The 23,214-nt window shown below is 58.7% G+C and carries 32 protein-coding genes; 9 read left to right on the top strand and 23 right to left on the bottom strand.

Annotated features, from left to right (window positions below; all coding sequences use genetic code 11):
• Window positions 1-39 precede the first annotated feature (39 nt).
• From pheS to thrS, 5 genes are all read right to left on the bottom strand, one after another.
• The gene (pheS, locus tag ACI2KS_RS13785; RefSeq protein WP_404621056.1) at window positions 40-1,056 is read right to left on the bottom strand and encodes a phenylalanine--tRNA ligase subunit alpha; all 1,017 of its coding nucleotides are present in this window, start codon (window positions 1,054-1,056) and stop codon (window positions 40-42) included.
• A gap of 104 nt (window positions 1,057-1,160) precedes the next feature.
• Complete coding sequence (gene rplT, locus ACI2KS_RS13780; RefSeq protein ID WP_404621054.1) at window positions 1,161-1,517, bottom strand: 50S ribosomal protein L20; 357 nt, start codon at window positions 1,515-1,517, stop codon at window positions 1,161-1,163.
• Between the two features lie 28 nt (window positions 1,518-1,545).
• Window positions 1,546-1,740, bottom strand: coding sequence for a 50S ribosomal protein L35 (gene rpmI / locus ACI2KS_RS13775; protein ID WP_002553160.1), 195 nt, complete (start codon window positions 1,738-1,740; stop codon window positions 1,546-1,548).
• A 60-nt stretch (window positions 1,741-1,800) separates the two neighbouring features.
• Window positions 1,801-2,352 (bottom strand): translation initiation factor IF-3, encoded by a 552-nt coding sequence (gene infC / locus ACI2KS_RS13770; RefSeq protein WP_404621609.1) that lies wholly within the window; start codon window positions 2,350-2,352, stop codon window positions 1,801-1,803.
• Entirely contained in the window at window positions 2,352-4,274 is a 1,923-nt protein-coding gene (thrS, locus tag ACI2KS_RS13765; RefSeq protein WP_404621052.1) for a threonine--tRNA ligase, read from the bottom strand. Before thrS ends, infC begins: the two co-directional genes overlap by 1 nt.
• Window positions 4,275-4,670: 396 nt before the next feature.
• Between thrS and ACI2KS_RS13760 the strand changes: the two genes are divergently transcribed.
• Both ACI2KS_RS13760 and ACI2KS_RS13755 read left to right on the top strand, forming a co-directional pair.
• On the top strand, window positions 4,671-4,985 hold the full coding sequence (locus ACI2KS_RS13760) for a hypothetical protein (protein WP_404621050.1): 315 nt from the start codon (window positions 4,671-4,673) through the stop codon (window positions 4,983-4,985).
• 297 nt (window positions 4,986-5,282) lie between these two features.
• Window positions 5,283-5,495, top strand: coding sequence for a cold-shock protein (locus ACI2KS_RS13755; RefSeq protein WP_007905882.1), 213 nt, complete (start codon window positions 5,283-5,285; stop codon window positions 5,493-5,495).
• 61 nt (window positions 5,496-5,556) lie between these two features.
• Here ACI2KS_RS13755 and ACI2KS_RS13750 read toward each other — a convergent pair whose 3' ends face one another.
• Together ACI2KS_RS13750 and ACI2KS_RS13745 are read right to left on the bottom strand one after the other, a co-directional pair.
• On the bottom strand, window positions 5,557-5,880 hold the full coding sequence (locus tag ACI2KS_RS13750; protein ID WP_404621048.1) for an I78 family peptidase inhibitor: 324 nt from the start codon (window positions 5,878-5,880) through the stop codon (window positions 5,557-5,559).
• A gap of 188 nt (window positions 5,881-6,068) precedes the next feature.
• Window positions 6,069-6,374: a hypothetical protein gene (locus ACI2KS_RS13745; RefSeq protein ID WP_404621046.1), complete on the bottom strand. Its 306-nt coding sequence runs from the start codon at window positions 6,372-6,374 to the stop codon at window positions 6,069-6,071.
• Window positions 6,375-6,538: 164 nt separating this feature from the next.
• Between ACI2KS_RS13745 and ACI2KS_RS13740 the strand changes: the two genes are divergently transcribed.
• Window positions 6,539-6,736: a hypothetical protein gene (locus ACI2KS_RS13740; protein ID WP_404621044.1), complete on the top strand. Its 198-nt coding sequence runs from the start codon at window positions 6,539-6,541 to the stop codon at window positions 6,734-6,736.
• A gap of 6 nt (window positions 6,737-6,742) precedes the next feature.
• Here ACI2KS_RS13740 and ACI2KS_RS13735 read toward each other — a convergent pair whose 3' ends face one another.
• From ACI2KS_RS13735 to ACI2KS_RS13700, 8 genes are all read right to left on the bottom strand, one after another.
• The gene (locus ACI2KS_RS13735; RefSeq protein ID WP_404621042.1) at window positions 6,743-7,771 is read right to left on the bottom strand and encodes a nucleoside hydrolase; all 1,029 of its coding nucleotides are present in this window, start codon (window positions 7,769-7,771) and stop codon (window positions 6,743-6,745) included.
• Window positions 7,772-7,808: 37 nt separating this feature from the next.
• The gene (gene rbsD, locus ACI2KS_RS13730) at window positions 7,809-8,213 is read right to left on the bottom strand and encodes a D-ribose pyranase (RefSeq protein ID WP_404621040.1); all 405 of its coding nucleotides are present in this window, start codon (window positions 8,211-8,213) and stop codon (window positions 7,809-7,811) included.
• The gene (gene rbsK / locus ACI2KS_RS13725) at window positions 8,210-9,127 is read right to left on the bottom strand and encodes a ribokinase (protein WP_404621038.1); all 918 of its coding nucleotides are present in this window, start codon (window positions 9,125-9,127) and stop codon (window positions 8,210-8,212) included. The genes rbsD and rbsK overlap by 4 nt, the downstream gene beginning before the upstream one ends.
• Before the next feature lie 37 nt (window positions 9,128-9,164).
• On the bottom strand, window positions 9,165-10,187 hold the full coding sequence (locus ACI2KS_RS13720; protein ID WP_404621036.1) for a LacI family DNA-binding transcriptional regulator: 1,023 nt from the start codon (window positions 10,185-10,187) through the stop codon (window positions 9,165-9,167).
• A gap of 1 nt (window position 10,188) precedes the next feature.
• Window positions 10,189-11,184, bottom strand: a complete 996-nt coding sequence (locus ACI2KS_RS13715) for an ABC transporter permease (RefSeq protein WP_404621034.1) — start codon at window positions 11,182-11,184, stop codon at window positions 10,189-10,191.
• On the bottom strand, window positions 11,181-12,734 hold the full coding sequence (locus ACI2KS_RS13710; protein ID WP_404621032.1) for a sugar ABC transporter ATP-binding protein: 1,554 nt from the start codon (window positions 12,732-12,734) through the stop codon (window positions 11,181-11,183). The genes ACI2KS_RS13715 and ACI2KS_RS13710 overlap by 4 nt, the downstream gene beginning before the upstream one ends.
• A 63-nt stretch (window positions 12,735-12,797) precedes the next feature.
• A complete protein-coding gene (locus ACI2KS_RS13705; RefSeq protein WP_404621031.1) occupies window positions 12,798-13,757 on the bottom strand; it encodes a sugar ABC transporter substrate-binding protein in 960 nt (319 codons plus the stop codon).
• 273 nt (window positions 13,758-14,030) lie between these two features.
• Window positions 14,031-14,255, bottom strand: a complete 225-nt coding sequence (locus ACI2KS_RS13700; RefSeq protein ID WP_404621029.1) for a YgdI/YgdR family lipoprotein — start codon at window positions 14,253-14,255, stop codon at window positions 14,031-14,033.
• A gap of 171 nt (window positions 14,256-14,426) precedes the next feature.
• Between ACI2KS_RS13700 and ACI2KS_RS13695 the strand changes: the two genes are divergently transcribed.
• A complete protein-coding gene (locus ACI2KS_RS13695) occupies window positions 14,427-14,711 on the top strand; it encodes a DUF1654 domain-containing protein (protein WP_404621607.1) in 285 nt (94 codons plus the stop codon).
• Window positions 14,712-14,825: 114 nt separating this feature from the next.
• Window positions 14,826-15,890 (top strand): endonuclease/exonuclease/phosphatase family protein, encoded by a 1,065-nt coding sequence (locus ACI2KS_RS13690; protein WP_404621027.1) that lies wholly within the window; start codon window positions 14,826-14,828, stop codon window positions 15,888-15,890.
• A gap of 104 nt (window positions 15,891-15,994) precedes the next feature.
• On the opposite strand, the gene ACI2KS_RS13685 is transcribed toward ACI2KS_RS13690, so the two are convergent.
• Window positions 15,995-16,324, bottom strand: coding sequence for a hypothetical protein (locus ACI2KS_RS13685; RefSeq protein WP_404621025.1), 330 nt, complete (start codon window positions 16,322-16,324; stop codon window positions 15,995-15,997).
• 484 nt (window positions 16,325-16,808) lie between these two features.
• Between ACI2KS_RS13685 and ACI2KS_RS13680 the strand changes: the two genes are divergently transcribed.
• A complete protein-coding gene (locus ACI2KS_RS13680) occupies window positions 16,809-17,033 on the top strand; it encodes a DUF6555 family protein (protein ID WP_404621023.1) in 225 nt (74 codons plus the stop codon).
• An 81-nt stretch (window positions 17,034-17,114) separates the two neighbouring features.
• Complete coding sequence (locus tag ACI2KS_RS13675) at window positions 17,115-17,369, top strand: hypothetical protein (protein ID WP_404621021.1); 255 nt, start codon at window positions 17,115-17,117, stop codon at window positions 17,367-17,369.
• Window positions 17,370-17,564: 195 nt separating this feature from the next.
• Here the strand turns inward: ACI2KS_RS13675 and map are convergent, their stop codons facing one another.
• The 3 genes from map to ACI2KS_RS13660 all read right to left on the bottom strand — a co-directional run bounded on the left by map (window position 17,565) and on the right by ACI2KS_RS13660 (window position 19,026).
• Window positions 17,565-18,350, bottom strand: a complete 786-nt coding sequence (map, locus tag ACI2KS_RS13670; protein ID WP_404621019.1) for a type I methionyl aminopeptidase — start codon at window positions 18,348-18,350, stop codon at window positions 17,565-17,567.
• A complete protein-coding gene (locus tag ACI2KS_RS13665; RefSeq protein ID WP_404621017.1) occupies window positions 18,347-18,601 on the bottom strand; it encodes a ParD-like family protein in 255 nt (84 codons plus the stop codon). Before ACI2KS_RS13665 ends, map begins: the two co-directional genes overlap by 4 nt.
• Window positions 18,602-18,675: 74 nt before the next feature.
• The gene (locus tag ACI2KS_RS13660; protein WP_404621015.1) at window positions 18,676-19,026 is read right to left on the bottom strand and encodes a helix-turn-helix domain-containing protein; all 351 of its coding nucleotides are present in this window, start codon (window positions 19,024-19,026) and stop codon (window positions 18,676-18,678) included.
• Window positions 19,027-19,160: 134 nt separating this feature from the next.
• On the opposite strand from ACI2KS_RS13660, the gene ACI2KS_RS13655 reads away from it, so the two are divergent.
• On the top strand, window positions 19,161-19,373 hold the full coding sequence (locus ACI2KS_RS13655; RefSeq protein WP_404621013.1) for a hypothetical protein: 213 nt from the start codon (window positions 19,161-19,163) through the stop codon (window positions 19,371-19,373).
• Between the two features lie 72 nt (window positions 19,374-19,445).
• Here the strand turns inward: ACI2KS_RS13655 and ACI2KS_RS13650 are convergent, their stop codons facing one another.
• Together ACI2KS_RS13650 and ACI2KS_RS13645 are read right to left on the bottom strand one after the other, a co-directional pair.
• Entirely contained in the window at window positions 19,446-19,643 is a 198-nt protein-coding gene (locus ACI2KS_RS13650; RefSeq protein WP_404621011.1) for a hypothetical protein, read from the bottom strand.
• Between the two features lie 181 nt (window positions 19,644-19,824).
• Window positions 19,825-20,856, bottom strand: coding sequence for an Ldh family oxidoreductase (locus ACI2KS_RS13645; RefSeq protein ID WP_404621009.1), 1,032 nt, complete (start codon window positions 20,854-20,856; stop codon window positions 19,825-19,827).
• A 130-nt stretch (window positions 20,857-20,986) separates the two neighbouring features.
• Here ACI2KS_RS13645 and ACI2KS_RS13640 point away from each other — a divergent pair, with 130 nt between their 5' ends.
• Window positions 20,987-22,225, top strand: a complete 1,239-nt coding sequence (locus ACI2KS_RS13640) for an NAD(P)/FAD-dependent oxidoreductase (RefSeq protein ID WP_404621007.1) — start codon at window positions 20,987-20,989, stop codon at window positions 22,223-22,225.
• A 36-nt stretch (window positions 22,226-22,261) separates the two neighbouring features.
• On the opposite strand, the gene ACI2KS_RS13635 is transcribed toward ACI2KS_RS13640, so the two are convergent.
• Together ACI2KS_RS13635 and ACI2KS_RS13630 are read right to left on the bottom strand one after the other, a co-directional pair.
• Entirely contained in the window at window positions 22,262-22,699 is a 438-nt protein-coding gene (locus ACI2KS_RS13635; protein WP_404621005.1) for a GNAT family N-acetyltransferase, read from the bottom strand.
• Window positions 22,700-22,837: 138 nt separating this feature from the next.
• Window positions 22,838-23,104, bottom strand: a complete 267-nt coding sequence (locus tag ACI2KS_RS13630; protein WP_404621003.1) for a PepSY domain-containing protein — start codon at window positions 23,102-23,104, stop codon at window positions 22,838-22,840.
• Between the last annotated feature and the right edge of the window lie 110 nt (window positions 23,105-23,214).

The raw sequence follows: 23,214 nt of genomic DNA, 5'->3' as shown, positions 1-23,214 counted from the left end.
CTGCGCGACACCTGCCTGTTGGCGGTTCGCACGGTGTCCCTAGCGAAACTGCGCGAGGAACCGCAAGTCGTTGTCGAAGAACAGGCGCAAATCATTGACGCCGTAACGCAGCATGGCCAGACGTTCTGCGCCCATGCCGAAGGCAAAGCCCTGGAACTCTTCCGGATCGATGCCGGACATGCGCAACACATTGGGGTGAACCATGCCGCAGCCCATGACTTCCAGCCAGCCGGTCTGTTTGCAGACACGACAGCCTTTGCCGCTGCACATCACGCATTCCATGTCGACTTCGGCCGAGGGCTCGGTGAACGGGAAGTAGGATGGGCGGAAACGCACTGCCAGCTCTTTTTCAAAGAACACGCGCAGGAACTCTTCGATGGTGCCCTTGAGGTCGGCGAAATTGATATCGCGGTCGACCAGCAGGCCTTCGACCTGATGGAACATCGGAGAGTGAGTAATATCGGAGTCACTACGGTACACGCGGCCTGGGCAGACAATCCGGATAGGCGGCTTGTTCGATTCCATGGTGCGAACCTGAACCGGAGAGGTATGGGTGCGCAGCAGCATGTTTGCGTTGAAATAGAAGGTGTCGTGCATCGACCGGGCCGGGTGGTGGCCTGGGATGTTGAGCGCCTCGAAGTTGTGGTAATCGTCTTCGACCTCTGGACCTTCGGCGATGCCGTAGCCGATGTGGGTGAAGAACTGTTCGATACGTTCCAGAGTCCGGGTGACCGGATGCAGACCGCCTGTGGTCTGTCCGCGGCCAGGCAAGGTCACGTCAATCGACTCGGCGGCGAGTTTGGCGGCAAGGTCCGCCTGCTCAAACGACGCCTTGCGAGCATTGAGAACCTCTGTGACACGCTCCTTGGCAACGTTGATCAGCGCCCCGACCTGCGGACGCTCTTCAGCCGGCAAATTCCCCAGGGTCTTCATCACCTGAGTCAATTCACCCTTCTTGCCGAGGTAGTGAACCCGGATTTGCTCCAGGGCGTTGATATCTTCGGCGCTTTGCACAGCCTCAAGTGCTTGAGAGACCAGCGCGTCCAGGTTTTCCATGTACAGACTCCAGATACGAAATAGGGGAAGAGCTTAAAAGGCTCTTCCCCTATTTATGACGTTTAACACCGAACCCCGAGCGGGGTCCGGTGATTGCCGGGGACTTAGGCCAGAGTGGCTTTAGCTTTCTCGACAATCGCAGCAAACGCCGCTTTTTCGTTCACTGCCAGATCAGCCAGAACCTTACGGTCGATTTCGATCGACGCTTTTTTCAGGCCAGCGATGAAACGGCTGTAAGACAGACCGTTGATACGCGCACCAGCGTTGATACGAGCGATCCACAGAGCGCGGAACTGACGTTTTTTCTGACGACGGTCACGGTAGGCGTATTGGCCTGCATTGTTTACAGCTTGCTTGGCAACACGGAATACGCGTGAACGCGCGCCGTAGTAGCCTTTAGCAAGTTTCAGAATTTTTTTGTGACGCTTACGGGCAATGACGCCACGCTTTACACGAGCCATGAGTTACTTCCTCTATTCTTGATCAAAATTAACGAAGGCGCAGCATGCGCTCGACTTTTGCGACGTCGGACGGATGCAGCAGGCTGCTTCCGCGCAGTTGACGCTTACGCTTGGTCGACATTTTGGTCAGAATGTGGCTCTTGAAAGCGTGTTTGTGCTTGATGCCATTCGCGGTTTTCAGAAACCGCTTAGCTGCACCACTTTTAGTCTTCATCTTTGGCATGTTCGGATACTCCGCATTCAGTTGATAAACATAACCGCAAGGCCTGCCGTGCCCTGGTGGTTATTTCTTCTTTTTCGGGGCGATGACCATGATCAGCTGGCGTCCTTCCATCTTAGGATGCTGCTCGACGGCGCCGTATTCTAGCAGGTCGGCTTCAACCCGCTTCAACAGCTCCATCCCCAGCTCCTGGTGGGCCATCTCACGGCCGCGGAATCTCAAGGATACCTTGGCCCTGTCCCCGTCACTCAGGAAACGTACCAGGTTGCGTAGTTTTACCTGGTAATCCCCTTCCTCCGTCCCTGGACGAAACTTGATTTCTTTAACCTGAATCTGCTTCTGGTTCTTCTTCGCCGCAGCAACCTGCTTCTTCTTCTCGAAGATCGACTTACCGTAGTCCATCACACGACAGACCGGCGGTACTGCGTCGGCAGAGATCTCTACCAGATCAAGCTTGGCTTCTTCAGCAATACGAAGCGCTTCATCAATCGAGACGATGCCAACCTGCTCGCCGTCAGCGCCAATTAACCGAACCTCGCGTGCCGAGATATTCTCGTTGATCGGGGCCTTCGGTGCAGCTCGTTTATCTTGTCTCATTTCACGCTTAATAATAATTACTCCGAATCTTGGCGACCACGCCGGGAAACCGCTTGTGCGAGGAACTCGGAAAATTGGGCGACCGGCATCGAGCCAAGGTCTGCGCCTTCACGGGTACGCACAGCGACAGTTTGCGTTTCAACCTCCCGATCTCCGATAACGAGGAGATAGGGAACCTTGAGCAAAGTATGCTCGCGGATTTTAAAGCCGATCTTTTCATTTCTCAAGTCGGACTTGGCACGAAATCCGCTTTCTGCCAGTGTTTTTTCCACCTCAAGGGCAAATTCTGCCTGCTTATCAGTGATATTCATGATCACTGCCTGAGTTGGAGCCAGCCACGCAGGGAATGCACCTTCGTAGTGCTCGATCAGAATTCCGATGAAACGCTCGAAAGAACCGAGAATTGCACGGTGCAACATGACCGGATGCTTGCGCCCGTTGTCTTCCGTAACAAATTCGGCACCCAAACGGATTGGCAGGTTGAAATCGAGCTGCAATGTACCGCATTGCCACACGCGACCCAAGCAATCCTTGAGGGAAAATTCGATTTTCGGACCGTAGAACGCGCCTTCGCCCGGCTGCAGATCATACGGCAGGCCTGCGCTATCAAGTGCTGCGGCCAGCGCAGATTCCGCGCGATCCCACAGATCATCGGAGCCGACGCGCTTTTCAGGGCGAGTCGACAGCTTCATTTCGATGTCCTTGAAGCCGAAGTCGGCGTAGACATCCATGGTCAGCTTGATGAAAGCGGCGGATTCAGCCTGCATCTGCTCTTCGGTGCAGAAGATGTGAGCGTCGTCCTGAGTAAAGGCACGCACGCGCATGATGCCGTGCAACGCACCCGACGGCTCGTTGCGATGGCACGCACCGAACTCGGCCAGACGCATCGGCAGCTCGCGGTAGCTCTTCAGGCCTTGATTGAACACCTGCACATGGCACGGGCAGTTCATCGGCTTGATGGCGTAATCGCGGCTCTCCGACTCAGTGGTGAACATGTTTTCGGCGTAGTTCGCCCAGTGCCCGGACTTTTCCCACAACGAGCGGTCGACCACCTGGGGAGTCTTGATCTCCAGATAACCGTTTTCGCGCTGCACCTTGCGCATGTACTGCTCAAGCACTTGATACAGGGTCCAGCCGTTGGGGTGCCAGAACACCATGCCCGGCGCTTCTTCCTGGGTGTGGAACAAGCCCAGACGCTTGCCGATCTTGCGGTGATCGCGTTTCTCGGCCTCTTCGATGCGCTGGATATACGCCGCCAGCTGCTTCTTGTCGGCCCAGGCAGTCCCGTACACACGTTGCAACTGTTCGTTTTTCGCGTCGCCACGCCAGTAGGCGCCGGACAGCTTGGTCAGCTTGAAGGACTTGAGAAAGCGAGTATTGGGCACGTGCGGACCACGGCACATGTCGACGTATTCTTCGTGATAGTAAAGGCCCATGGCCTTTTCATTCGGCATGTCCTCGACCAGGCGCAGCTTGTAGTCCTCGCCGCGGGCCTTGAACACTTCGATCACTTCGGCGCGCGGAGTGACTTTCTTGATGACGTCGTAATCTTTTTCGATCAGCTGCTGCATGCGCTGCTCGATCGCCGCCATGTCATCAGGCGTGAACGGGCGCTCGTAGGCGATATCGTAATAGAAGCCGTCATCGATGACCGGACCGATGACCATCTTCGCAGTCGGGTACAGCTGCTTGACCGCATGGCCGACCAAGTGCGCGCAGGAGTGACGAATGATCTCCAGGCCGTCCTGATCCTTGGGGGTGATGATTTGCAGGCTCGCGTCGGCGTCAATGATGTCACTGGCATCGACCAGTTGACCGTTGACCTTGCCGGCCACCGTGGCTTTTGCCAGGCCAGCACCAATGGAAAGTGCAACCTCGGCTACGGAAACCGGGTGATCGAAAGAACGTTGACTGCCATCGGGAAGAGTAATAGTTGGCATGGCGCCTCCTCTCCTAGTGGTGACCCCTACCAAAGGTCACGTGGGTTGGGATAGAGCCAGTACGCGATTCGGTGGTGTACCCGCCTCACAGTGGCAGGAGCCCGAAGGCCAACCGTTTGACCGAACCAGAGTGACTGGAATTTACAAAAACGAAAGATAGTGCACCGGGCAAAAACCAGGCCCGCGAGACGCGAGAGAATCTGCAGGACGCGCATCCTAGCACAGCTGAACGGCTCTACGTCAGGCAACCTGCAACCTCTGCCCAATAAAGCCGGGGACCATTGCAGCGGGAATCGTACAGACACTGAACTGGCACATCCCTGCGTCGTCAGATAATCGGAAACCTGCGATCAAGGCCCGCTCATGGCGGGCCCCACCGACAAGAAGGAAACCACCATGAAACTTCTACGTGTTGCCGCCCTCCTCGCCCCGCTGGCGTTGGCGCTTCCGATCAGCGCACATGCCGCCATGGATGCAAAAACCAAAACGTCCTACATGAGCGAATGCAGCGCTGCGGCGGTGCAGAAAAATCCCGGGATGGATGCCGCCGCTGTAAAAGCTCATTGCGAGTGCGGCGCTCAACAGATCAACAAGAATTTTTCAGACAAGGAAATCGCGACGTTGAATGACAAAGCGACGCCTCCGAGTGCCGAAATGACCTCTCGCCTGCAAAAAGCAGTGGGCGAAAATTGCCTGAAGGGCAAAAAATAAAAAATTTACATTCCGCTCCCCAGGGGACGCGGCAGCTCATATCAGGGCCTGCGGCGTCACCACTGAAGCCCGCGTAATTCGCGGGTTTCGACGGCTCGACAGGAGTGTCTGCAGCGCCTTTCGAACGCAGCAAAAGGACCGCCAGCGGCTCATTTGCGGTCAAATATTTGCGGCACTGGTGCAAAGTTCTTACTGAAAAAGTCCAGCATTCGCACAATTCGACTATGATAGCCCCCGTGTGCCCAGTTGGCCTGAGCAGCACAGCACTACTGAAAATTATGTTTCTGGAGATACACCATGTCTAATCGCCAAACCGGCACCGTAAAATGGTTCAACGATGAAAAAGGCTTCGGCTTTATCACTCCACAGGGTGGCGGTGACGACCTGTTCGTACACTTCAAGGCTATCGAATCCGACGGTTTCAAAAGCCTGAAAGAAGGCCAGACTGTTTCCTTCGTGGCTGAGAAAGGCCAAAAGGGCATGCAAGCCGCTCAGGTTCGCGCGGAGTAATCCGAGCGTACTGAAAGAACCCCGTCATTGACGGGGTTTTTTTATGCCTGCAGAAAAGTGATCAGCCGCAGTTGACGCGATTCACCGTGGCGGCCTGGTCGGTATTGAGATTCAAGCGATCAGAACGGTACTCAAGGGTGACCATGTCATTTGGACCCAGCACCCTGGCCGTTTGAGCACCCGACTTGACGCGGGCCTGTTCCAGCAGGGCTGGCGAGGCCGGTTTGCCGACTGCAAATTGTGCAGCGGCGGCATCACAACGGGACTGACCGGTATCGGTCGCCGCAGCGCTCTCGGCCGACGTCGACGATTCGGGTGTGCTGCTGCAACCGGCCAGCAATGCCGCGACCAGAACCAGAGCCGATGATGCGTATTTCCAGGGCATACAGCCTCCTTTGTTAAACGTGAACCAGAACCTCTGCGACAGCGGTTGACCGGCTTGGTTTCGCCACCAGCAGGCAAAGTTCGGCGATCGTGCGTTGTCGAAAGCCCAGGAGTCTGCCCGAGCGCCTATCCCTCAGGGCAGAGAAATCGTCACAAAACGTTTGGAAACACCGTCTGAGCAGTACCTGGCTAGTAGATATCCACATAATCGGAACGTGGATGGGTCCAGTTGTCCCGCAGTGCGTTGTAGATCTGCATGACCCACACCGCGTCGCTGGCTGCCACAGGCCCGACACAACCGGAGCCTGCGGCCCAGGTCTCGAGACGGAACAGCACACCATCGATGTCGACGCCTCCCACAGCATGGGTGGATAGCCAGGCCTTGCCCTCGCGGCTGACTCGCAGCTGGTTGTGCACATTGTCGTTGGCACCTGCGATCATCTGTCGCACGGCGTCGAGGGTGAAGGATTGAGGCTCGGTCAGGTCGATAGACACGGAAGTGGTCCTGAATGTGGGCCGGCAATTCTGGCATGGGTGCGTCGTGATGCCTAAGTAGCAGTGCGAAAAACCGGACAAGATGCTTTACTGCGCCCTGCCCGGAGGCTCAAACACGGGTATCGATGCCAGGATCAGCAATTTTCTGAGGGGAAACAACAGTCATGTCAATCGTATCCATCGATGCCGACATCAAGGCCAAGTGGCCACAGGGGCATTGCGCTCATAGCCCCGGCAGCGCCGAGGAACTGGCCATCATCGCGATCGACTTGCTGGTCAAGGAACTGGGCACCAAAGGCGCCCAGAGTTTCATGGAGCAGGTCTTTGTGCGTTACTGGACCGAGACACTGAGCAGCGCCTGAGGGGATTTACTTCAAGCGCGCCAGGCGTTGCGTCAGCAGGTCGAAGAAGCCCTGGGCATCGCCGCTCTCGACCCAGAAGACGTTTTTGTTCTGACCCAGCGTGTCGTACCAGTCAGCGATGGTCTGCCCCATGCCCGGCCCCTCGCGATTGTCGATCACCAGATTGACCTGCTTGCCGCTGAACAGCCCCGGGTTGAGCAGCCAGGCAATCACGCTGGCATCATGCACAGGACCACCCGGCAGCCCGTACTGGATCATGTCCGCCTTGACGTATTCATTCAGGATTGAGCTCACCAGCCTGCCGGCCTGATTGTTCAGCGCCTCGATCTGCTTGATGCGTTGATCGCTGGTCAGCACCTTGTGAGTGACGTCCAGCGGCACATAGGTCAGCCTGACTCCACTGGCCAGTACCACCTTGGCCGCATCAGGATCGGCATAGAGATTGAATTCAGCGACCGGGGTGATGTTACCGCCGTTGAAATGCGCCCCGCCCATGACCACCACTTCCTTGATGCCTTGAGTGATCTCAGGCGCCTGAATCAGTGCCAGCGCCAGGTTGGTCTGCGGCCCGAGCATGGCGATGGTGATGCTGTGCGGCGCCGCCTTGCTCAGCGTATCGACCAGATACTGCACCGCACTGCCCTTGGCCAGTCCCTGGGAGGGCTCATGCACTTCAACGCCCGGCAACCCTTCCTTACCGTGGATGTTCTCGGCATAAATCGGGGTGCGCACCAGCGGCTTGCCGGCACCGGCATACACCGGGACGTCTTCGCGCCCTGCCCATTCCCGAGCCAGACGAGCATTGCGCGAGGTCTTGTCGATTCGCACATTGCCTGCCACGGTGGTGATGGCCATGACGTTCAGCTCTTCAGGAGACGCCAGCGCGAGCAACAGCGCCACCACGTCATCTGCGCCCGGATCGGTGTCGATGATCAGGTCGCGTTTTTCGGCTGCCTGGGCCGCCGTCGCGGAAAAAATGGCCAACAGTGCAATGCTCCTGATCAGGTGAACGACGAAATGGCGGCATGACTGCATAGGAAACTCCCTGTCTCGTGGGTAAGGCGCGCTGTGATCAGAAAACCACACCTGCTACCAGCGCGATGTTGGTGTAGGGCTGACACTCGCCCGTGCGCACAATCGCCCGGGCGCTGCGGCTCAGTTGCTTCAAGGCTTCATGACTGAGCAGACGCTGGCTGCCAAGACTGCCGGCAGCGTTAAGCTGGTCGAGCACGGCCAGCGCCGGAGGCTGTCTATCGCGCATCTCGTCCGCCAGTACGTGGCTCTCCACCTGCATTTCGGCCAGCACGGTGTTCAGCACCCCGACAAAGTCCGGGATGCCATGGGTCACGGCCAGATCGATAAGCTCCACGCCCGAGGGCACAGGCATACCGGCGTCAACGATCATCAGAATGTCGCCATGGCCCAGAGAGGCAATGACGCGAGACAAGGCGATGTTGAGCAGAGGAGTTTTTTTCATGGCTGATAGCTCTGAACTTCATTGACGGTCGGAATGGACGGCTGAGCGCCGGAACGAGTGACAGACAGCGCCGCGGCGATCTGCCCGAAACGGATGGCTTCAGACTCTGACTTGCCTTGTGCCAGGGCCGCAGCGAAGCCGCCGACGAACGTGTCGCCCGCAGCCGTGGTGTCCACAGGTTTGACTGTCGGGGCCGGGAAATGCTCGGACCGGGCCTGGCTGGCGAACAAGGCGCCCTGCTCACCCAGGGTCACGATGACTTTGCCGACACCGGCGCCCAGCAGCACGGTGGCTGCGGCGTCGGCGCTTGCCACGCTGTCGACCGGCAGCCCTGTCAGCGCAGTGGCTTCGCTTTCATTAGGAATCAGGTAATCGATCCAGGCATGCCACTGGGCCGGTAATGGATGGCTGGCGGGGGCCGGATTGAGAATGACCGTCTTGCCCAGTTCATGGCCGCGCTTGAGCACATGGCCGACGGTGTCCATCGGCACTTCCAGCTGACAGATGATGACTTCGGCCTGACTGAGCAGCGCATCGAAGCTGTCCACCACGCTGGAACTGACGTGGCCGTTACCGCCAGCGACGATGACGATAGCGTTCTGACTGCTGTCATCGACCACGATCAGCGCAACGCCCGTGGATTCTCCCGAAACAGTGGTCACTGCCTGGCAATCAATGCCCTCGGCCTCCAGCGCCGAGCGCAGTTGCTGCCCGTAGGCATCATCACCGACGCAGCCGATCATGGCGACACTGGCACCCAGACGCGCCGCCGCCACCGCCTGGTTGGCGCCCTTGCCGCCCGGAACGGTCACGAACGATTGCCCGGCCAGTGTCTCGCCGGCCCGTGGCAGGCGCGGCGCACGCGTCACCAGATCCATGTTCAGGCTGCCCACTATCACTACTTTTGCTTGCATGACGTCTGTACTCTTCAGTCCGACCCCCAGGGCCGGTTCAGCGAAACTCGTTGAATGCGTTGGTCGGCGGCGCGGTGGATTCGCGCAGCACGATACTCGGGGCGACGATCAACTGTTGCACCGGGCCGTCACCGCGCGACGAAATCCGCCGCAGCAGGACCTCGGCCGCACGTTCGCCCAGTTGCAGGATCGACTGCCCCACGGTGGTCAGCGCAGGATAAACGTACTGACTCATTTGAATATCATCGAAACCGATAACCGAGAGATCGGCAGGCACTCGTACATTTCGCTCGGCGGCGGCGCGCAGTACGCCGATACCGACCATGTCGTTGGCCGCGAAAATCGCTGTCGGGCGCTGGTTCTCCAACAGTTTGACCGCTGCCTGATAGCCACTTGGACCGGTAAAGTCGCTTTCCACGATCCAGCTGTCAGGCACCTCGATGGCCGCTTGCTGCATCGCCCGCCGATAGCCGGCAAGGCGCATGCGCGCCACGCTGGTCTGAGCTGGACCGCAGATGCAGGCAATGTGACGATGCCCCAGCTCCAGCAGGTGGGACGTTGCCAGATAAGCGCCCAGTTCATGGTCGATGCGCACCAGGTCAGCGGTGATGTTTTCCAGATCACGGTCGACGATGACCATCGGCGTGCGCACCGCCATCAGGCTCTCGACCAGATCGTCACCACCGCCTACCGAGGACACGATCAGACCGTCCACGCGCTTTTCCAGCAACACGCGCAGGTAGTTGCGTTGCTTGTCCAGGTTGTCGTCGGAGTTGCAGAGAATCACGCAGAAACCGTTACGCTCGCAATAGTCCTCGATGCCTCGGGCCAGTTCGGCGAAGTAGGGGTTGATGCCGTTGGGGATCAATAGCCCGATGGTTGCCGTGGATTTTGCCTTCAGCGAACGCGCCACGGCGCTGGGGACGTAGTCTAGCTGAGCGATTGCAGCCTCGACTTTCTTGCGCACCTCGTCACTTACCGGTCGTGTCCTGTTCAGAACATGCGACACCGTGGTGTAGGAAATTCCTGCAATGGCGGCGACGTCTTTGATGGTGGCCATATCAGCCGCGCCGCCTTGCACGATTGCTGCGGTAGGTGTCGAGGACAACCGCAACGACGATCACCGCGCCCGTGATGATGCGTTTGGTCGGCTCGGTCGCGCCGATCTGCGCCAGGCCCGCTGCCAGTACCGAGATGATCAAGACGCCGAAGAAGGTGCTGATCACCGAACCGCGCCCGCCCATCAGGCTGGTACCACCGATCACGACAGCGGCGATGACCTGCAGCTCCAGACCGGAGCCGGCGTTGGGGTCGGCCGCTTCCAGACGGGAGATCTGGAACAGCGCAGCAACGCCGGCCAGCAACCCCATCAGCGAAAACACCAGGATCTTGTAGGGCTTTGGATTGATCCCTGCCAGACGCACCGCTTCTTCGTTGGTGCCGATGCCGATCAGGTAACGACCGAACACGGTGCGGGTGAGCACCGCTTGAGCGGCGAAGATCACCAGAAGCGCAATGACGAACGACGGCGAAATGCCAAAGGCGAAGGGATTGGACAGCCAGGCGTAGGAGTCACCGATGTACGCGGTGCGCGAATCGGTCAGTTGATACGCCACACCGCGGGCCATCTCCAGAACGCCCAGCGAGACGATGAATGACGGGATCCGCCAGGCCACGGTAATCGAGCCGGTCAGGGTGCCCGCTGCCGTCGCGCAGGCCATGCCCAGCAGCGCCGAGGGCAGTACGCCCCAGCCCCAACCGAGCATTGCCACGCTGACCGCCGATGCCGCCAGCGCCAATACCGAACCCACGGACAGGTCGATACCGCCAATGATCAGGATGAAGGTCATGCCCACGGCCAGCACCATCAGATCGGGGATCTGGTTGGCCAGGGTGCTGAAGGTTTCATAGGACAGAAAGTGGTCACTGAGCAGCGAGAACAGCACGATCATCGCCAGCAAGGCGCCTGCCAGGCCAAGGTAGGTTCCCAGGCCAAAATAGTTGCCGCCGCGTTTGCCCGGCGAAGGCAGCGCGGCAGGAGAAGTAGAGGTTTTCATTGGTCGTTCCTGGGCGCGGCGTCAGACAGCAGCGCGTCACGTTTTTGATAGCCGGCGAAGGCTGCGGCAAGCAACTCGTCCTGAGTCCAGTTATCACGTTCAAAGGTGTCGATCAGACGCCCGGCGGAGAGCACCCCGATGCGGTCGCAGATCAGCATCAATTCGCGCAGGTCACTGGAGACCACCACCAGCGCCCTGCCCTGACGGGTCAGTTCGCCAAGCAGTGCATAGATATCGAATTTGGCCCCGACGTCGATGCCACGAGTCGGTTCGTCGAACAGCATCACCTGGCAGTCGCGTTCCAGCCAGCGGCCTATGACCACCTTCTGCTGGTTACCGCCGGACAACTCCGACACCAGCTGCGTAGGGCTTGAGCTGCGAATGCGCATGGCATCGACCTGGCGTCTAGCCAACGCCATTTGCGCTGTGCCATCGACCACGCCGGCATGGGAAATCGCCGCCATGTTGCCCAAGGCGATATTGGCGCTGATCGACTGGGATAACAGCAGGCCTTCACCCTTGCGATCCTCGGTGATCAAGGCAATGCCATGGCCCACCGCATCCACTGGCGAATTGATTCGCACAGCGCGCAACGGGCTGCCGACCTCGATGGAACCGCTGTCAGCGGCATCGGCACCGTAGATCAGGCGCAGCAGCTCGGTGCGGCCGGCGCCGATAAGACCGGAAATACCAAAGATCTCGCCGGCACGTACATCAAATGACACATCGCGCACCTTGTCCGAACGGCTCAAGCCTTTGACAGACAAGGCGACGCTGCCTATCCGGCGCTCGCCCAGATCGATCTGTTCGCCCAGTTCGCGGCCGACCATCAGCGTCACCAGTTGCTCGCTGTTGTAGTTGGCCATGGCGTCGACGCACACCAGCTTGCCGTCACGCAGCACGGCAATGCGCTGAGCGACGCGGGCCAGCTCTTCCAGGCGGTGGGAGATATAAATGATGGACACGCCGCGAGCCTGCAGACGGGTGATCTGCTCGAACAGCATTTCCACTTCCCGGGCCGTCAGCATGGCCGTGGGCTCGTCGAGAATCAAAACGTGGCAATCGCCGATCAGGTTGCGGGCGATTTCGACCATCTGTTGATGACCGATTCCCAACTCGCTGACCAGGGTGTCCGGATCAATGGCCTCCAGCCCGACCTGAGCCATGGCCTTGATTGCGTCCGCTCGCAGCTTTTTGCGGTTGATGAAACCGGCGCGGCTGGGCAGGTTATCGAGGAACAGATTTTCGGCCACCGACAGCGTCGGCAGCAGATTCAGCTCCTGCATGACCATCCGCACGCCGAGCTTTTCAGCCTGGGTACGACTGGCTGGTGTATACGGCTGGCCGTGAAACTGCATCTGGCCGGTGGTGGCTGTCACCAACCCGCCGATGATTTTGGACAAAGTGCTTTTACCCGCGCCGTTTTCACCGGTCAGCGCCAACACTTCCCCACGCATCAGCGTCAGGTCGATGTCACCGAGAACAGGTTGGGCGTAGGTTTTGCCGATGCCGCTGACAGATAGAACAGCGGCCTGAGCAGACGCTGACATAACGCTCTCCACGCGCCTGCCCTTGCGGGCAGGCGGTCTATACGGGTGCTAGGAAAACCGGGGTTATTGCGGTTTGGTGACCAGTTCGACCGGGGTCTCGATCACACCGTCCTTGATGTCGAGCTTGTCGCCCTTGACCATCTTCAGCGCGGTATCGATGCCGAACACTGCCTGCCTGGCAGCAAACTGGTCAGCGGTCGCGAGCACGCGGCCGTCCTTGAGCATCGGCTTGATGGCATTGATGTTGTCGTAACCGACGACCTGCACTTTGCCTGCCTTACCCGCAGCGCGCACGGCCGATACAGCGCCCAGCGCCATGCTGTCGTTACCGGCCAGCAGCGCTTTGAGATTCGGGTATTCGTTGAGCATGGCCGACGCTACAGCGTTGCCCTTGTCGATTTCCCAGTTACCAGATTGAGTGGAGACGATTTTCATCTGCGCGCCGTCCATCGCATCCTTGAAACCGGCAGTGCGCTGTTGGGCGTTGGTGGTGGTCGGCACGCCTTCAATGATGCCGACCTGATCGCCCGCAGTCAGTTGCTTGGCCAGATAGTCACCGACAAGTTTGGCGCCCTTGCGATTATTCGGGCCTACGAACGGCACTTCCATATTCTTGCTCTTCAGGACGTCGACATCGAGCTGGTTGTCGATATTGACGACCTTGATGCCTGCATCCATCGCTTTTTTGATGACCGATGCCAGCGCCTTGGAATCGGCGGGAGCGATGACCAGCGCATCGACTTTCTTGACGATCATCTGGTTGACGATGTCGATCTGCGCGGCGGTGTCCGACTCGTTCTTGATGCCGTTGGAGATCAGATCGAAGTCAGCGGAATGTTGTTTCTGGTAGTCCTTGGCGCCGTCTTCCATAGTCAGGAAGAACTCGTTGGCCAGGGACTTCATCACCAGCGCAACGACAGGTTTCTTGGCATCGTCGGCATAGGCAGAAGAGAGAGGCAGGGATACAGCGCCAGCGGTAAGCATGGCAACAGCAAGAAGGCGTGCAGCGAATGGCAGCTTCATGAAATCACTCCGACATTATGATTATTGTATCGGCACCGAATGCGCATCGAGATGACAGCCCTCGACAATCGCAAACGTTTGCGTGAACCAAACTATGCGAATCGTCGAGCCTTTTGTCAACAGCCTGGCCCTGCTGATTGTCATTTGCGATGGAGGTCATCCCCCCTTGTGGGCCGCAGTGCACATCACGCGCTACCCATACCTGGGCGTTGAACGAGCACACGCCCACCCCCGTCAGCCTGAACGGCGGGCAACCGGTCAGGCTGATGAAACTCAGTCTTCCTTCTTGACCGTCGCTACCTCGTCGGCACGTACCCTGACGGTTTTACCGGAAATGTCTTCGAACTCATAAAAGCCATCTTTGCTTTTGGTCTTCGGCGCATCCTTGGTCACGTACTGCGTACCGTTTTGCAGGGTAACCACGGTGGCCGTCGAGCATCCGGCCAGTAGCGCGCAGCAAACCAGCGTCGCCGCAAGGCCCAACCCTTTGATATTCATGCCGACTCCTTTTTTTCGATCATCGCGAACCGATTCGCCCACAACGAATCTGATCGACTCAAATGACTTTGGTTCGTTGATGCAAAATTGCTCGGAAATATCAACGAGTTGAACGCTCTTTCGGATCTGCCCTACTGCAGAGTTGCGAAAGGTCTCACAGTCAAATACTGTATGCGCATACAGCTAAAACAAGGGATCACTTTCGTGTCTAAAAACGCCGCTTCAGCCCCTGCCCTGCCCAGTCCCTATGAACGCATGGGCATTCGCATCCAAAAGATCATCAACTCGCCTGCCGCGCAGAAGTCGCGCTCGGCGTTGATCTTTCGCCTGCCCGATGAGCTTGAAGATGACTGGGCACAAATGCTTGAAGAGATCGCCGAAAACGACAATGTCACCCTGGCGTGGCGAGATGATGGCGGCGTTCAGATTTTCTGGACCGTTCCCAGGGAAGACTGATTCGACCCGCCCGTCGCTCCAAGGCTCGGTACGCGCTTGCCCTGTAAAACCCACCCTGCCAGCGAGGCCGAACCGTGCCTTGCTGCGCTTCAACCTGCCCGTAGTTGGAAAACAATGCTCAGATTTTTTGCTTCATTGCTGTTGGTCTTATCTTTCCTGCAAAACGCTTCGGCGGACGTCAACATCGGTACCTGGAACCTCGAGCACTTGAGCGTCAGACCCAACAAGGATTTTCAGGGCATCGCCAAGGTGGCACAGAAAGTCGACTTCCTTGCCGTGCAGGAGTTGATGAACGAAGACGCCTTGCAGGCGCTGGCCAAGGAACTGACCAGGCAGACCGGCAAACACTGGAGCTCAATGGCCTCGCACGCTGTCGGTCGATCGTCCTACAAGGAAATGTACGGATTTGTCTGGCGTGATGATGCCGTGGCCTACGAAGACGGCGCAGTGACGTACCTGGACCGCAACGACACGTTTGAGCGCGAACCCTATTCTGCGCGCTTCAAGTCACTCAAGGACGGCACCACGTTCGTGGTCGCCACGGTGCATATCCTGTACGGCAAAAGCCAGGCTGACCGCGCTTCGGAAATCACCGCCCTGTCCAGCTACTGGGCCTGGCTGAAAGAGACTTACCCTGGCAATAACCAGATCATGTTGATGGGTGACTTCAACACGCCCCCGACATCGCCCGCCTGGGACAATCTGGACGCCAGCGCAAAACCGCTGGTACTCACCGGGGCCAGCACGCTGTCGGCCACGGACGGCAAGTTCGCCAACCTTTACGACAATATTTTCGTCAGCAAAAACACGGCGATCGGCGTCAGCAATGTCCAGGTGTTCGACTATCCCAAATACCTGGGCATGACCCACGCGCAGGCGCGCGACAGCGTGTCCGACCATGCGCCGGTTTTTATCCGCGCCAGCTTCGGCGCAGGTAGCCAGACCGTTGCCTCGGCTCCGGTCACGAGCACGCTGCCCAATCCGATGAAACCACCGGCTGCCAATCACGACAGCGGTAAAAACCTGACCGTGGCCATTCGTGGCAACAAAAAAACCATGGTTTACCATCGACCGGATTGCCCGTCCTATAACGCTGTCTCGGAAAAGAACCGGGTGGAGTTCGATAACGCCGCTGCCGCCGAAGCAGAGCATTATCGTCTTGCCGGCAACTGCCACTGACCGCCGCGCAAATCGATCAAGGTTCAAGCGCCCCGCGAGCCGGTAAAGCGACTCATCGGCAGGCGCCTGAAGCATGGCCCCTGCTGGGAGCTCCAGGGGCAGTCTTACTTGCGCGCCAGATCGTGCTGGATGCAACCCTGGTAATACGTCTGCCGGACCGCAGCAGGCTTCAGCCGCGAGGGGCTGTGGTAAGTCTGTTCGGTAATACCCACCGCCATCTTGCGCATCCACGGCTGAGAAAACTTACGGGCCTGCAGGTGCTTGCGCGCGCTGTACAAAGTGGTGCCGGACAGCTTCGATTGTTGCGCCGCGCCAGCCATGCCAGCGCCCCATTTGCAGACCTGCTGATCGTTCTTGCTGATGGCCCTGGCCTGGACCGGCAGCGCCGCCATCAACATCACCATTGCCGCTACGCTTAACGCTACTCTGCGCATATGTCCTCGTTCGGAATTACCTGAAAAAGAAGCATTTTTTCAGAAAAACACGTTCAAGCGGGCCATCAGATCGCCCCTTTACAATAAAACCTTTCCAGCGCCGAACTTCAACGTCTTCAGCGCCCGCAATTGTCCGGCTGATCCACTCGAAAACGTGATCTTTGCAAACGACTCAGGACTTCGGATTATCGGCTCCATCCAAACAGATGTGGCACATTGCCGCTCATCGGCGCGCAGTTCAAATCGTCATCAAACAATGCAATTCTCTAGCGGTCGATGGCCCTTCGCAGCCCGCTGTGAGGGAGCAGTTTGAGGCAGAGAAAAACGGCGTCACGGTTCCAGGCCATCGGCTTGCCCAAGCCTGTACCGATGCCGATATGAAGTGACAGCACTGTCGATGCATTGGGCGATCAGCCTGTCAGGTAGATAAGGAAGAAGCACTCAACTCCAGAGCGGCGTGCACGACGCCCACAGGCCAATGACGATGAATGACTCTAAGGATTTTGAAATTCATTACCGCTTCCTAGGTGAGCTCCGGCACTTTTCCCACCACGCACGACACCTCTGCGAAAGCGAGGCGTTGCATTTCGCGACGCTGCACGCAGGCGTCGGTAACCTTGACGGCAGCGTTGCCGCCTGCCCTCTGCGCCTGGCCATGCTCTACGCCGAAGGGCTGGGCGTGACTCAGGTGCAGTGGAAGCGCACCTGAAACGATAAAAGTGCAAACAAACCTCATCTGCAGTGGTCGGTATTTACAAGCAGCGCTCAAAACCAGCAAAGCGAGGAAAATATGACCATTGATAACGCGCTTAAAACAGAAGTCCTGACCCGCCTGTTGCATGCTCACCCGGCCGGCCTGGGAAAAGAGGTACTGGACAATTATCGGGGGGAGAAGGCTGTAGCTGAAATGCTCGAACATTTACAGACCGCGGGCCTGATCCACCACGGTTGCATTGACAGCCCTGCCAACGGTGAGGCCTCGGTCAAATATCCGGTCAAGCTCAGCTCGGCGGGGGTCGAGGCTGCAAAAGCCAATAAATCCTAGAGCTGGATGCACACGTGAAAAAACCGGCCATGGCCGGTTTTTTTTGGATTGGTGTTCTCCCCAAGTGCTGCCGGTCTGATCATCCATGAGCCGGTCAGACAGCAGCACTTCAGGGGAACGGAAGAAGCCTACAAGCTCAGTCGGCTTTTCGTCACTTCCGCAATTGTGTCTTTATTCTTCCGCCTTTGACGCTCCTCAGACCGCCGGATAGTCACCGGTGCCGTCCGGCCATGGGGTCAACAACTCGAAGCCGGTCTCCGTCACGGCCACCATGTGCTCCCATTGCGCGGAAAGCGACTGATCGCGGGTGAGTACCGTCCAGCCATCACTGAGCACGTGGGTGCCGGGTTTACCGGCATTGATCATCGGCTCGATGGTGAAGACCATGCCGGTCTTGAGCCTCAGTCCTTTGCCTGCCGCGCCGTAGTGCAACACCTGCGGCTCTTCATGGTATTTGCGACCGATGCCATGCCCGCAGTATTCGCGCACCACGCTGAAGCCTTCTCGATAGGCCACGGTCTGTATCGCGTGGCCGATGTCGCCAAGCGTGGCGCCAGGCCTGACGGCATGAATGCCGGCCAGGGTCGCCTCATAGGTGGTCTCCACCAGACGCCGGGCCAGCGGGCTGACTTGTCCGACGTAATACATGCGGCTGGTGTCGCCATGCCAGCCATCCTTGATCACCGCGACATCGATATTGACGATGTCGCCTTCCTTGAGAATGTCTTCTGCGCACGGAATGCCATGACAAACCACCGTGTTCGGCGAAATGCAGGTGGTCTTGGTGAAACCGTGGTATCCGACGTTGGCGGGAATGACCTTCAGCTCGTTGACGATGTAATCATTGCAGATGTCATCCAGGGCCTGGGTGCTGATACCCGGTTTGACGTGCGATGCAATCATCGCCAACACGTCGGCAGCCAGGCGGCCGGCAACTCTGAGCCCAACCAGGTCGGACTCGGTCTTGATGCTGACGCTCATACGGACACCGCCCGGGACTGAGAGTGGAGGGAAACAGTCTCATGTGACTGAGCGCTCGACAGAGAGTCGCCGGATGCTTCGGCCTGCAGGAGCACTCGGCAGATGTCGGTGTAATTCAGAGCCGGATTGAGCTCGGCGAGCATGCCGACGCGCATCCAGTGTTCAGCCTGAGCGTTGATGGAACGGCTCAGCGCTGCACTGGCCGAACGAATATCGGCGTGCATGTGTTCGGAAATCTTGACCAGTCCCATAATCGACCTCGCGTTGGATATACGAAGCATATATGTTTCATATACTCAATCGCAAGATGGCTGACCCGTCGCGCTCACGCAGAGGTATGAGCGCCGGCATCGGTGGCGCACTCAGACAATGAGTTGGCCAACTGCGAAATAGCCTCTTGGTCATCCCCGCTCAAGGCGCGGTAGTGGGTGATGATCGCCTGTTCGGCTTCATTCAAGGTGTCGGCGGACAAAGGCGTTCGCTTGCCCGAGAGGACGTAAAGAATGTCGACACCTTTTTTGCCCAACGCCGCGAGGTAGTCGGAACGAGGAATGCGCTCTCCGCTTTCATATTTCCCCTGGGCATTGGCCTCAACCCCACCAATGGCACCGAAGTCCTGTTGCGAGAGCCCGAGGCGTTTGCGTTCTTCCTTCAAGCGTTTACCGAGATCTTTCATAAACATGCGCCTCGAGGTTGACTATGTTTAAAGCAAGACCCCATTGGTCCGGGGGAGTTGCGATTCACCCGACAATTGTTCAAGCTGCGCGCTTTTCGGCCTCAGGAAATGCCCGAGACGGCCGATAGATTCGGATGGACAGCTTGTCATTTTTCATGGCAACCCGATTTTTGATGTTCGGAGAACCAGACGTGATCACATTTTTGCTGGGTTGGTGCGCGTTGTCGCTCGTGGGAACCTTGATCGCGCTTAGCCTGATCAGGTCCGGCAAACGCCGCCAGCCCGAAGCCGACACCACCTCGGCGCATCCGGTCGCCGTCAATGCAACCGCACCGCACAAGCGCTGAGTTCATTCCAGCGATCCTGTTACAACCATAGCCCTGTCGAAACCTTGTCGGGGGAATTCATTTTCCCGCCGGTTACGCGTGCTCGACTGAATAAGGCCTGTCTGCGGGAATGAACGCGATGTCGTCCTGGCTGACGCTCAGCTTTCGCACGCCGGCAGCCAGCGCGAGAAAGTCCTCGCGCTGCATCTCGCTGCCCCACACGCTGCTGAATGAAGGCTCTGTTGCCTGAGTGCTGAATGCGATGCTGGTTTCGGCTTGATTCACTTGCATGGTCGACCCCTCATTTCTTCATACTGTTTATACATACAGTATTTTTATCGACCTGCAAAAGCAAGCCATGATTGGACGAGCGGTCATCCCCTCACTCTGCCATCCAGCGAGACGATGAACCCTGCAAGGTCGCCGACCTGCGAGTCTGCGCAGACATCGGGCCAGCCGCGCAGACGCAGATTCAGGCCCGGGCCAGATCCTTCAAACGGGCCAGGTCACCGGCCGACACCACAATGCCTTCAGCCAGCGACTTTTCGCGCTGACGATAGCGACGATCGCCAGGCATGCGTTGCTGGCCGACATCGTGCATCTGTCTTACCAGCTCTTCACTGCGCGCTGCAAAAGCCTGCCCGCTACCTTTGTCCGGATCGATGACGATGATCGTCTGGCCAGTCCAGGGTGTATGTGCCCCGGGTTTGCTGGACAGATCGAATTCGAAGGAGAAATTGCCGCCGGTAAGCGCAGCCGACAGCAACTCGACCATCATCGACAATGCCGAGCCCTTATAGCCGCCGAACGGCAGCAGTGCGCCGCCATCGAGAATCGCCTTGGGGTCCTCGGTGGGCTGACCGGCGCGGTCCACACCCACGCCCGGTGGCAACATGCGCCCCTCTCTGGCGGCAATCTGCACATCGCCGTGGGCGATGGCGCTGGTGGCCATGTCGAAGACGATTGGCTCACCGCCTGCACGAGGTGCCGCGAATGCGATCGGATTGGTCCCGAACAGCGGCTTGTGGGCGTCATGAGGCACCACACAAGTCATGCTGTTGACCACACTCAAGGCCACCAGTCCCTGCTGCGCGAAGGGTTCGACATCCGGCCATAACGCCGCGAAATGGTGCGAATTGCGGATCGCCAGGATGGCAATACCGGCGCTGCGGGCTTTTTCAATCAGTAGCGCTTTGGCAGCCTGCATCGCGGGCTGGGCAAAGCCGCCGCCGGCGTCCACCCGCACAAATCCGGCGCCGACATCCTCGACTTTGGGCACCACCTGACCGTCGACCCAGCCTGCGGCCAATGACGACAGGTAACCCTTGATGCGGAAGATGCCGTGGCTGTGCGAGCCATCGCGCTCGGCGCTGGCGCAGTTCTCTGCAAGCACCCCTGCGACGTCCGCCGAGGTGCCGTGGCGCAGGAAAATCTGGCGCAGCAGTTCGGTCAGGTCGGCGAAGGAAATCGTCTGGGTCTCTACGGATTCGCGGGGTGAAGACATCTGAAGCTCCGGTGTGATTATTGGAAGAGGAAGCCGAACAGAGCGCAAGCAAGGGTCTGGAGAGTACTGCGCGCCGACAAATGGGTAAACTGCGCGCCTGCTTCTTGCGCCAACCGATTAAGGATCGATCATGGATTGTGACACCCTCGTTCTCGGCGCCGGCATTGTCGGCGTTTGCACTGCCCTGCACCTGCAAGCGGCAGGCCAGCGCGTGGTGCTGCTCGATCGCGATGAGCCTGGCCGTGGCACCAGCCATGGCAACGCCGGGCTGATCGAGCGTTCCAGCATCATTCCTTACGCCTTTCCCCGAGACTGGTCGCGCCTGCTGCGCTACGGCCTCAACCGGCAATCGGCCATGCGCTTCAGCCCGATCTTTCTGCCGCGCCTGGCGCCATGGCTGCTCGAATACTGGCGGCAATCCTCGCCAGTGAATCTGGCCGGCGCCAGCCGAGACATGCAACCGTTGATAGAGCGCTGTGTCAGTGAACACGACGCGCTGGCGCAAGCCGCAGGCATGACCGGGCTGATCCAGGCCAAGGGCTGGATCGAGTTCTATCGTGACCAGGCGCAGTTCGACATCGCCGCCGCCGACGCCAGGAGCCATGAGCAGTACGGCCTGCGCTACGAGATTCTCGATGCCGTTCAATTACGCAAGCGTGAACCTCACCTCAGCTCGGTGGTTGGCGGCATTCACTGGCTCGATCCAAAAAGCGTGAGCGATCCCGGTGCGCTGGTGCGCGGCTACGCAGACCTGTTCGTGCAGCGCGGCGGGTTGTCGCTCAGAGGCGATGCGCGCAGCTTGCGTCAGCACGCGGACGCCTGGCAGGCAGACAGTGTCGAGGGGGTGGTCAATGCGCAGCAAGTGGTGGTGGCCCTGGGGCCGCAGTCAGCCGAGGTGTTCTCAGGCCTGGGCTATCGTATCCCGCTGGCGATCAAGCGTGGCTATCACATGCACTACGCCTCACAACCGGGCGCGAAGCTGGAACATTCGGTGATCGACGCGCAGGCCGGTTATGTCCTGGCACCCATGGCCCGCGGCATCCGCCTGACCACCGGGGTCGAGTTCGCAGCCACCGATGCAGCGCCCAATGAAATACAGCTGCGTCGCTGTGAAGCCATCGCTCGCAGGCTTTATCCGCTGGGCGAACGCCTGGATGCTGAACCCTGGCTGGGCCGCCGCCCTTGTCTGCCGGACATGCGGCCGGTCATAGGGCCTGCACGCAGGCATAAAGGCCTGTGGTTCAACTTCGGTCACGCCCATCACGGTCTGACCCTGGGCCCGGTGACCGGCCGTTTGCTGGCGCAGATGATGACCGGCGCTGCGACTTTCACCGATCCTGCGCCCTACAGCCCTGACCGTTTTCACTGAGACCGGGTCCGACAAGACGCAGGAGCTTGCGCGCGATTACTCCGCCAGCGGCTGCAGGCGTTTTTGAAAGAACAGGCGCTGATGGCCCGGGGGATAGTCGTCAAGCCGGCCGAACTGCTCATAGCCGTGCTTGCGGTAGAAGTCCGGCGCCTGGAAATCAAAGGTGTCAAGCCAGACCCCGATGCAGTCTCTCTCACGGGCGAAGGTTTCGGCCATGTCCATCAACCGACTGCCCAGACGCTGCCCGCGCGTCTGCTCCGGGACCACCAGCAACTCGATGAACAGCCAGCGGTACAGGATGCGCCCGTGCAGGCCACCGAGTACGGCATCGCTGTTTTCGTCCCGTATGAACAAGGCGAACTTCTCTGACAGCCCGTCGCCTGCCTGAGCGGCGTTATAGGCTCGGAGAGGGTCGAGGATCTGCAGACGTTCGTCTTCGCCGGGGTTGCTCTTGAATTCGATCCGCACACTCATGCGTCGCTTCCTGCTGACGTGAAATTGGACGGCAAGGGTGTCGGATTCAACGCCATGAGTAAAGAGCCGGCGTGGTGGTGGGAGCAACCGGGCGGCGCTCCCACGGGTAGGTCTTGAGGCTGCTGAACAGCTTATGGATCAGTCTTTCTGATCGCGAAGAATGTTGCCGGAGGTACCGTCGATGCGGAATTCGTAGGTGACGCTGTCAGCCTTGCGGCCTTCACCTTCCCAATAGCCTTTGTCATCAGCCTCGATCTTGTAGATCTCGGTGTAACCCGCCGACTTGGCCTTTTCGATCGCCTTCTCGATGGTGATCCAGCCTGCGCCTGGCTTGTCCGCCAGCGCAAACTGGGCGGTGGTCAGCGCTGCAGTGGCGAGGACGGCGGCGGTCAGTTTCTTGATCATTTTGAACTCCATATCCCTTTGCGGGCTTCATGACTTGCGAGTTTTTTGGAGTTCGCGGGGGAAAAAATAGTTCAGCCGGCAGCTTGTAACGAAGTGATACGCAGGTACTG

Source organism: Pseudomonas sp. NPDC087358 (assembly GCF_044900785.1).
GTDB lineage: Bacteria > Pseudomonadota > Gammaproteobacteria > Pseudomonadales > Pseudomonadaceae > Aquipseudomonas.
This window is presented reverse-complemented; position numbering and strand designations above follow the sequence as displayed.

What these genes read in the sequence shown, in the direction of transcription:
- map (WP_404621019.1), bottom strand. Translation starts at nt 18,350, where the DNA reads ATGAGCGTCAGCATCAAGACCGAGTCCGACCTGGTTGGGCTCAGAGTT.
- ACI2KS_RS13735 (WP_404621042.1), bottom strand. Translation starts at nt 7,771, where the DNA reads ATGCAGTCATGCCGCCATTTCGTCGTTCACCTGATCAGGAGCATTGCA.
- ACI2KS_RS13710 (WP_404621032.1), bottom strand. Translation starts at nt 12,734, where the DNA reads ATGTCAGCGTCTGCTCAGGCCGCTGTTCTATCTGTCAGCGGCATCGGC.
- ACI2KS_RS13705 (WP_404621031.1), bottom strand. Translation starts at nt 13,757, where the DNA reads ATGAAGCTGCCATTCGCTGCACGCCTTCTTGCTGTTGCCATGCTTACC.
- rpmI (WP_002553160.1), bottom strand. Translation starts at nt 1,740, where the DNA reads ATGCCAAAGATGAAGACTAAAAGTGGTGCAGCTAAGCGGTTTCTGAAA.
- ACI2KS_RS13645 (WP_404621009.1), bottom strand. Translation starts at nt 20,856, where the DNA reads ATGTCTTCACCCCGCGAATCCGTAGAGACCCAGACGATTTCCTTCGCC.
- ACI2KS_RS13720 (WP_404621036.1), bottom strand. Translation starts at nt 10,187, where the DNA reads ATGGCCACCATCAAAGACGTCGCCGCCATTGCAGGAATTTCCTACACC.
- rbsD (WP_404621040.1), bottom strand. Translation starts at nt 8,213, where the DNA reads ATGAAAAAAACTCCTCTGCTCAACATCGCCTTGTCTCGCGTCATTGCC.
- ACI2KS_RS13690 (WP_404621027.1), top strand. Translation starts at nt 14,826, where the DNA reads ATGCTCAGATTTTTTGCTTCATTGCTGTTGGTCTTATCTTTCCTGCAA.
- rplT (WP_404621054.1), bottom strand. Translation starts at nt 1,517, where the DNA reads ATGGCTCGTGTAAAGCGTGGCGTCATTGCCCGTAAGCGTCACAAAAAA.
- ACI2KS_RS13700 (WP_404621029.1), bottom strand. Translation starts at nt 14,255, where the DNA reads ATGAATATCAAAGGGTTGGGCCTTGCGGCGACGCTGGTTTGCTGCGCG.
- ACI2KS_RS13695 (WP_404621607.1), top strand. Translation starts at nt 14,427, where the DNA reads ATGCGCATACAGCTAAAACAAGGGATCACTTTCGTGTCTAAAAACGCC.
- thrS (WP_404621052.1), bottom strand. Translation starts at nt 4,274, where the DNA reads ATGCCAACTATTACTCTTCCCGATGGCAGTCAACGTTCTTTCGATCAC.
- ACI2KS_RS13630 (WP_404621003.1), bottom strand. Translation starts at nt 23,104, where the DNA reads ATGATCAAGAAACTGACCGCCGCCGTCCTCGCCACTGCAGCGCTGACC.
- ACI2KS_RS13655 (WP_404621013.1), top strand. Translation starts at nt 19,161, where the DNA reads ATGGACAGCTTGTCATTTTTCATGGCAACCCGATTTTTGATGTTCGGA.
- ACI2KS_RS13675 (WP_404621021.1), top strand. Translation starts at nt 17,115, where the DNA reads ATGACCATTGATAACGCGCTTAAAACAGAAGTCCTGACCCGCCTGTTG.
- ACI2KS_RS13740 (WP_404621044.1), top strand. Translation starts at nt 6,539, where the DNA reads ATGTCAATCGTATCCATCGATGCCGACATCAAGGCCAAGTGGCCACAG.
- rbsK (WP_404621038.1), bottom strand. Translation starts at nt 9,127, where the DNA reads ATGCAAGCAAAAGTAGTGATAGTGGGCAGCCTGAACATGGATCTGGTG.
- ACI2KS_RS13640 (WP_404621007.1), top strand. Translation starts at nt 20,987, where the DNA reads ATGGATTGTGACACCCTCGTTCTCGGCGCCGGCATTGTCGGCGTTTGC.
- ACI2KS_RS13665 (WP_404621017.1), bottom strand. Translation starts at nt 18,601, where the DNA reads ATGGGACTGGTCAAGATTTCCGAACACATGCACGCCGATATTCGTTCG.
- ACI2KS_RS13715 (WP_404621034.1), bottom strand. Translation starts at nt 11,184, where the DNA reads ATGAAAACCTCTACTTCTCCTGCCGCGCTGCCTTCGCCGGGCAAACGC.
- ACI2KS_RS13685 (WP_404621025.1), bottom strand. Translation starts at nt 16,324, where the DNA reads ATGCGCAGAGTAGCGTTAAGCGTAGCGGCAATGGTGATGTTGATGGCG.
- ACI2KS_RS13635 (WP_404621005.1), bottom strand. Translation starts at nt 22,699, where the DNA reads ATGAGTGTGCGGATCGAATTCAAGAGCAACCCCGGCGAAGACGAACGT.
- ACI2KS_RS13750 (WP_404621048.1), bottom strand. Translation starts at nt 5,880, where the DNA reads ATGCCCTGGAAATACGCATCATCGGCTCTGGTTCTGGTCGCGGCATTG.
- pheS (WP_404621056.1), bottom strand. Translation starts at nt 1,056, where the DNA reads ATGGAAAACCTGGACGCGCTGGTCTCTCAAGCACTTGAGGCTGTGCAA.
- ACI2KS_RS13650 (WP_404621011.1), bottom strand. Translation starts at nt 19,643, where the DNA reads ATGCAAGTGAATCAAGCCGAAACCAGCATCGCATTCAGCACTCAGGCA.
- ACI2KS_RS13680 (WP_404621023.1), top strand. Translation starts at nt 16,809, where the DNA reads ATGAATGACTCTAAGGATTTTGAAATTCATTACCGCTTCCTAGGTGAG.
- ACI2KS_RS13660 (WP_404621015.1), bottom strand. Translation starts at nt 19,026, where the DNA reads ATGAAAGATCTCGGTAAACGCTTGAAGGAAGAACGCAAACGCCTCGGG.
- ACI2KS_RS13760 (WP_404621050.1), top strand. Translation starts at nt 4,671, where the DNA reads ATGAAACTTCTACGTGTTGCCGCCCTCCTCGCCCCGCTGGCGTTGGCG.
- ACI2KS_RS13755 (WP_007905882.1), top strand. Translation starts at nt 5,283, where the DNA reads ATGTCTAATCGCCAAACCGGCACCGTAAAATGGTTCAACGATGAAAAA.